Origin of the sequence: Nisaea nitritireducens, assembly GCF_014904795.1 — a bacterium.
GTDB lineage: Bacteria > Pseudomonadota > Alphaproteobacteria > Thalassobaculales > Thalassobaculaceae > Nisaea > Nisaea nitritireducens.
Genome location: NZ_JACZFS010000011.1, coordinates 1 through 6,938 on the forward strand (window position 1 = coordinate 1; position 6,938 = coordinate 6,938).

Here is a 6,938-nt window from a genome sequence, read left to right on the forward strand (position 1 = left end):
GTTTCGGATGTAGGGGGAATTATCCGAAGGTAATGTATTCGGCCCAGATCTGGTCCAGCTGTCGCAGCGTGGCCGTCGCATTTTCCATGCCGCGCAGAAGTTCGCCGCGGCCATTGGTGAATTCCATGTGACGCTCTTCCAGTTCCCGGAGCCGGGAGACGATGTCCCTGCCTTTGGGGGACAACCTCAGGCGCACCGAACGGCGATCGTGCGCCGCACGTTCCTGCTCCAGATATCCGTACTCGGACAGTTTCTTGACGTTGTAGGAAACGGTCGAGGCCTGATAGCCCTTGCGATGAATGAGATCCCGGACGGGAATGTCCTCGTCCCCGATACCGACAAGCATCAAAGCCTGTGAAGGATTGATGTTGTTGATACCCATCGATTCGAGTTCAACGCGAACCACATCGAGATACCGGCGATGCAGCCGGTCGAGCATCGATGTGAGTTCCAGATAGCCCGACCGTACGGTTTCGGCGGATGCGCCGATGCCGATATCAGCCGTATCGATCTTCAGAGCAGAGCGTCGAAGTGTTTGTACGGTCATGGTTTGTCTCCGCATTGCATGAGCAGTTGCTTTCGAACTGATGCCATTCCATCAAAATGGTTTCTATTTGTAAAGCTTAATCAGCAAATGACATTACGAATGATTGTCATCCACGAGTATGCGGTGGTTTTGCACGGCTAATGCCCTGATTTCCTTCTAAAAATTAAAAAGAAATTCATAGAAAATATCTGCCTGGTGCGAAGCCAATCCCAGCGCCTGCAGTAAATTTAGGCAGCTGACGATTAAAAAGTTGCGCCGCAAAATGGAAAGAACGCCGATTGACCAGCGTTGGCGGTCAGCGATTATAGGGCCAAGGCTTTAATGAATGGCAGGTCGTGGGCGCCGGTTTCTATACGTAAACCGACTCGCGACCCTCCAATGAGAAATGGAAATGTTAATGACTGACTCGCGGCGGCACAGTGCAGGTTACGTGGACAGTTATTATGGCCGGTCCCTGAAGGCGCCGCCCCAACGCCCGGCACTCGCGCATGATCTCGACTGCGATATCTGTGTCGTCGGAGGCGGCATGGCGGGCCTTGCAACGGCCTTGGGGCTCGCAGAGCGGGGTAAGAAGGTTGTGGTGCTTGAAGCTCAACGGGTCGGTTGGGGAGCATCGGGCCGCAATGGCGGTTTTGTCAGTGCCGGCTACAGCCTTGGATCGGATGACATTGAAGCCGTAGTGGGCTGCGAGGATGCGGATGCGCTTATGCGCCTCAGCCTCGATGCCCTCACCCTCATCCGCTCAAGGCTTGATCTTTACAGCATCGATGCCGGGCCGAAGCGGGATGGCATTATGAAAGCGTCCTGGTACAGGAATGCCGATGGCCTGAAAGCCAGTGCCGAGAAGAATAACGCGCGGTTCGGACTGGGACTGGAATTCAAGAGCCGGCAGGAGATGCAGGAACTCTATCGCACAGAACGATATCATGAGGGCCTTCTGGACCCGACCGCCTTTCAGTTTCACTCCCTGAACTTCACGAACGGTATCGCAGATGCCTGCATCGGTCTGGGCGCAGAGATCTTCGAAAACAGCCCTGTGAATCATATGGATCTGAGTGGTGACAAAAAGCGGATCGACACGGCCACAGGCAGCGTGACGGCCAATCAGGTTGCAATCTGCTGTTCGGGCTATATTGGCCAGCTGCACCCGAAGCTGTCCCGTGCGACCCTGCCGGTCGGTACCTATGTGGTTCTCACAGAGCCGGTCGGCGACCGGCTGCAAGATGCCATCAGATCGCCATACGCGACGTCGGATAGTCGCATCGCCAATGATTACTACCGCGCCCTGCCCGATACCAGGCTGCTATGGGGCGGACGTGTCAGCTCCAACCTGTCGCCGCGTAATCTGGGGCAGAAGATGATCGGCGATATCCTGAAGATCTATCCCCAGCTTGAAGGTATCCGGGCGGAGGTCGCCTGGCCCGGGACCATGGGGTATTCGGTACACAAGATGCCTCAGATCGGCGAGTTGCAGCCGGGTGTCTGGTATAATCAGGGATATGGCGGGCATGGTATGTGCGCCACCACGGTCGGTGGAGAGGTCGTGGCGAAGGCCATCGCCGAGGATGACGAGACGTACAAGCTGTTCGCCCCCTTCGGTCTCGACTTCGCAGGCGGCCCATTCGGCCCGCTCATTGCCCAATGTGCTTATTGGGGCTTTCAGATGCAGGACCGCTGGCAGGCCTGGCGCTCGAACTGAAGCTGAAGCCCCTAAGCCATCTGTTCCTTCACTTTCAGGAACCTGATCTTCGGCCAGTTCTCGGCCGTGTGCTGCAGGTGCCAGCCATTACGGGCCATGAAGACCGGCATGTTGTCGTGATCGTCGGCCAGATCGCCCTGGTTGGCGTCGATGAATTTCTTCAGCTCCGCAGGGTCGTCCGCTTCGAGCCAGCGCGCCGTGTGCAGGCCCGCAGTCTCGAAGCTCACCGGAACGTCGTACTCTGTGCGAATCCGGTCCGCCAACACCTCGAATTGCAGCGCGCCGACCACACCGACGATCCAGCTGCCGCCGATGCGGGTCTTGAAGGCCTTCGCAGCACCCTCTTCCGCAAGTTGAACGACAGCCTTCTCCAGATGCTTGGCCCGGAGCGGGTCGGTAGGACGCACCCGCTGCAGCAATTCCGGCGCGAAACTCGGAATACCGTTGAACTGCAGATCCTCGCCCTCGGTCAGGGCATCACCGATTCGCAGGTTTCCGTGGTTAGGAATGCCAATGATGTCGCCCGGCCAGGCCTCGTCCGCAATTTCGCGGTCCTGGGCAAGAAACATCACCGGATTGTGGATGTTCATGGTCTTGCCGCTGCGCACATGCTTCAGCTTGGCGCCGCGTTTGAAATGGCCAGAGCAGATCCGGGCGAAGGCAATGCGGTCCCTATGCTTTGGGTCCATGTTCGCCTGGATCTTGAAAACGAAGGCCGAGACCTTCTTTTCATCAGGCGTTACTTCGCGTGATTTCGTCGATTGCGGGCGCGGCTGGGGAGCGTAACGGGCAACACCGCCAAGCAGCTCTCGCACCCCGAAATTGTTCACCGCACTGCCGAAATAGACCGGCGTCATGGTGCCACCAAGGAAAGCTTCCGGGTCGAAGTCCGGGCACAATCCGCGCGCCATCTCGACTTCCTCTCGGAGCTGCTTTGCGGCGGAAGCAGGCAACAGCTCGTCAAGTTTCGGATCGTCCAGCCCGTTGCAGGTCAGACCCTGGTCCGGTGCATCGTGACTGCCGCGATCCATCAGGATCAGTTTATCGTTCAGCAGGTCGTAACAGCCCTTGAAGGCTTTCCCCATGCCGATCGGCCAGCTCGCAGGTGTCACGTCGAGAGCCAGTTTCTGCTCGATCTCGTCCAGCAGCTCGAAACTGTCCCGTGCCTCGCGGTCCATCTTGTTGACGAAGGTGATGATCGGCACATCGCGCAGGCGGCAGACCTCGAACAGCTTCAAGGTCTGTTCCTCGATACCTTTCGCGCCGTCGATCACCATGATGGCGCTGTCGACGGCCGTCAGGGTCCGATAGGTGTCTTCGGAGAAGTCTTCGTGGCCCGGCGTATCGAGCAAGTTGAACGTGTTGTCCCCGTAATCGAAGGTCATGACCGACGAGGCGACGGAGATGCCGCGCTCACGCTCGACCTTCATCCAGTCGGAATGGGCGCGCCGCTGCTGCCCGCGTGCCTTAACGGCACCGGCCATCTGGATCGCGCCCCCGAACAGGAGCAGCTTCTCGGTCAAAGTGGTCTTACCGGCATCCGGGTGCGCGATGATCGCGAAAGTGCGCCGGCGCCCCACAGCGTCGTCAAGGGAACTCATCTAATCGTCCTTATTGGGGAACGCCGTCGTATATAAAGACTTTGTCCGGCCAGTCCAATAGCGGATCCTGACGGGCGGCCATGCGGAAACGGGAGGCGCTTCAAAGTGCAGCCGGGGAAACTCAATCTCATCACCGATGTTCCGGGACTCCGCGTGGGCAACGCTCATGACGAGCAGTTGCGGAGCGGCGTTACCGTTCTGGTGCCGGATGGCACCATGGTTGCCTCGGTTGATTCGCGCGGCGGCGGCACCGGGTCGCGCGAATTCGATCTTTTACGTCCAGAGGCGACAGTTCAGGACGTGAACGCAATCGTACTCAGCGGCGGGTCCGCTTTCGGGCTCGATGCTGCGGGTGGTGTCATGGCGGGACTGCGCGAAAAGGGTATCGGATATCGGGCGGGCGCATCGGTTGTGCCCATTGTCCCGGCTGCAATCCTTTTCGATCTCAACAATGGCGGCGACAAGGATTGGGGTACTAACTCCCCCTACCCTGTGCTCGGCCGGGAGGCTCTGGCAGCAGCCTCGGATGGTTTCGGGCTCGGCAATGCAGGCGCCGGGTTTGGCGCAAATGCCGGCGGGTATAAAGGCGGTCTCGGCAGTGCCTCCGTTCTGGTTAGCGACGACGGTCCGACAGTCGGTGCGTTGGTCGCCGTAAACGCGGTCGGTGCCGTTACTTATCCCGTCTCCGGCGCATTCTTCGCTTGGGATTCCGAAGCGGGTGCTGAGTTCGGCGGTGTCCTGCCGGTTTCCGAGGACAGAGGCAGTGCCGTTGACATGCCTAAGCTCGCGGGCCCGAGAGAGAACACCACGATCGGCATCGTCGCGACTGACGCTGCGCTGACCAAATCCCAGTGCAGGCAATTCGCCATCATGGCGCACCAGGGACTGACCCGTGCCATCCGGCCTGCGAATACGCCTTTCGACGGAGACGTGGTCTTCGGCGTTTCTACCGGCATCCGGCCACTTGCGGATCCGGCGCGCGATCTTGCGACGCTTGGCGCACATGCTGCGGATTGTCTTGCCCGCGCTGTTGCGCGCGGCGTCTTTGAGGCCGACAGTCAGGGGCAATCCATCAGTTATCGGGAAAAAATGGGGGTTCAGTGTCGGACAAACTGACGACTTCCAGTCATACGATCACCATCCGCACGTTGTTGCTGCGGGATATCGGCGGGCTTTTCCTGATCGCTCTTGGAGCGGTGCTGGCGGTAACGCTCTATTTCGGGAATCAGGGCGGTCTCATTGTCATCAGGGAAAATGCCAACGCCACCATCAAGTCGATCAAGCAGACATTGTCGCTACATATCAGGCCGGCTTTGAAGGCCGCCGAACTTGTCGGCCAGTACACCATGCCCAACGGCGCACCGATGAGTGCCACAGCTCAAGGCATGGCGCGGACCGCAATGCAGCTTCAGCCGCATATCCGGGCACTGGCGTTCTTGCGAAATGATGGATCGATGGAATGGATTGCTCCCGATGGACGCATGGGCACCCGTCAGATCACCGCCGGATCGATCGAAGAGCAAGCCGTCAAGGAAGCCCACGAGATCGGAGAACCCTATCTCGCATCTGCCATTTATGCGGAAAATGCAGGACTGACCCTGATCAGCGCGCGCAGCCCGATTTATGACAGGAGCCATACTTATCTCGGGGTGGCAGCCGCAGCGATTTCACCCCTGGATATTTCCATATTCCTACGGGATGCCGACATCGCAGGTGGCTCTGTCTTTGTGCTGGACGAAAAGGATCGCCTGCTCGCCCACCCCATTCTGACGGATCCGAGCATGCAGGCGCTGATGTCTGCGGATAAGCCGCTGCTCAGTGCAATGGAACTCGGCGATCCCGTACTTGCCGCCCTCATGGATCCGGAACGACGCGATGTGGGGACGGTAGATGAATCAAACGGTACGCAATTCTGGACCACCACAGTCGCCGGTACAGAATATGTAGCTCTCGCGCAGAAGGTCTCCGTTGCCCATGGTAAACTCTACACGGTTGGAATGTATGTAGACCTGTCGACGACCAGTTACAGCGACATGCTCCGTTATCTGACCTATGGCGCCATAGCGGGCCTGATTGTGATGGGGTTGGCAATGCTGCGACTAAGGCAACTTGCCGAGCGCATCCGGCAGCCGGTTGCCGAGCTTGCATCCGCGTCGAATGCTGTCGCAAAGCTCGATCTGGAAACGGTTCCTGAAATTCGCGGTAATCCGGTTCGCGAATTCAATGATGCGGCGGATGCTTTCAACGCGATGATTTCCGGCTTGGCACAGTTCCGGGTCTATGTGCCGCGCTCACTTGTGATGGAAATCCTCAGGGAACGCGGCAGCCAGGGCGTCCCATCCGTGGAACGGGAGGTGACGGTGCTGTTTTCCGACATCGTCGGCTTCACGGGAATATCGCAGCAATATCCGCCCGATGAACTGGTCGAAATGCTCAATGCCCATTTCACGTTGATGAACGAAGCAATCGAAGCGGAAGGCGGCAACATCGACAAGTATTCTGGCGACAGCGTGATGGCTTTCTGGGGCGCTCCGGCGATACGCGAGGACCACGCAGCAGCCTGTTTGCGGTCAGCCAGCCGGATAGCCAAACTACTTCGCGAGGATAACCGGCGACGCGTAGAGCAAGGCGGGGACCCGATCCATATCCGCATCGGAATAGCGACAGGCACCGCCATCGTCGGCAATATCGGAGCACCGGACCGGATCAACTACACGATAATCGGCGATTCGGTGAATGTTGCCAACCGGATAGAGCAACTGGGTAAGCAAGTCAAACCGGATGCGGACATCTGTGTTCTCGTTGCTGCGGAGACAGCTACGGCGGCAGGAAACCCCACGAACATCACCGATGTCGGCTTTTTCGAGCTGCGCGGACGGACCGGCGCCGTTCAGGTCTTCCAGCTGAACCTTGACGACACCGATCTCGGCCAGCGCCTTTAGAGAGCGCTCACGCGTTCTATGTTCGTGTCACCCGTGTGAGTTCAGCTAAGCTTCCCTTGCGGACGGAACGAAAGCGCCGTCAGGGAGGAAGCAAAATGAAAATAAAATCAGTCGACGTCATTCCCCTGCAGATTCCATTCGAGGATGGA

Annotated in this window: 5 protein-coding genes; 3 read left to right on the plus strand and 2 right to left on the minus strand. The window is 58.5% G+C overall.

The features are described 5' to 3' along the window. Positions 1–19: 19 nt before the first annotated feature. Positions 20–547 carry a MarR family winged helix-turn-helix transcriptional regulator gene (locus tag IG629_RS04475; RefSeq protein ID WP_169721175.1) on the minus strand — a complete coding sequence of 176 codons (528 nt, stop codon included), beginning with the start codon at positions 545–547 and terminating at the stop codon, positions 20–22. 397 nt (positions 548–944) lie between these two features. Here IG629_RS04475 and IG629_RS04480 point away from each other — a divergent pair, with 397 nt between their 5' ends. Next, positions 945–2,246 carry an NAD(P)/FAD-dependent oxidoreductase gene (locus IG629_RS04480; protein WP_193170789.1) on the plus strand — a complete coding sequence of 434 codons (1,302 nt, stop codon included), beginning with the start codon at positions 945–947 and terminating at the stop codon, positions 2,244–2,246. Between the two features lie 11 nt (positions 2,247–2,257). Here IG629_RS04480 and IG629_RS04485 read toward each other — a convergent pair whose 3' ends face one another. Next, a complete protein-coding gene (locus IG629_RS04485; RefSeq protein ID WP_193170790.1) occupies positions 2,258–3,847 on the minus strand; it encodes a peptide chain release factor 3 in 1,590 nt (529 codons plus the stop codon). Positions 3,848–3,952: 105 nt separating this feature from the next. Here IG629_RS04485 and IG629_RS04490 point away from each other — a divergent pair, with 105 nt between their 5' ends. Both IG629_RS04490 and IG629_RS22935 read left to right on the plus strand, forming a co-directional pair. After that, a complete protein-coding gene (locus IG629_RS04490; RefSeq protein WP_193170791.1) occupies positions 3,953–4,963 on the plus strand; it encodes a P1 family peptidase in 1,011 nt (336 codons plus the stop codon). Beyond that, positions 4,948–6,789: an adenylate/guanylate cyclase domain-containing protein gene (locus IG629_RS22935; protein WP_193170792.1), complete on the plus strand. Its 1,842-nt coding sequence runs from the start codon at positions 4,948–4,950 to the stop codon at positions 6,787–6,789. The genes IG629_RS04490 and IG629_RS22935 overlap by 16 nt, the downstream gene beginning before the upstream one ends. The last annotated feature ends 149 nt before the right edge of the window (positions 6,790–6,938 follow it).

Excerpts from the sequence above, each read along its gene's own strand:
- IG629_RS04475 (WP_169721175.1), bottom strand. The coding sequence starts at position 547 with ATGACCGTACAAACACTTCGACGCTCTGCTCTGAAGATCGATACGGCT.
- IG629_RS04480 (WP_193170789.1), top strand. The coding sequence starts at position 945 with ATGACTGACTCGCGGCGGCACAGTGCAGGTTACGTGGACAGTTATTAT.
- IG629_RS04485 (WP_193170790.1), bottom strand. The coding sequence starts at position 3,847 with ATGAGTTCCCTTGACGACGCTGTGGGGCGCCGGCGCACTTTCGCGATC.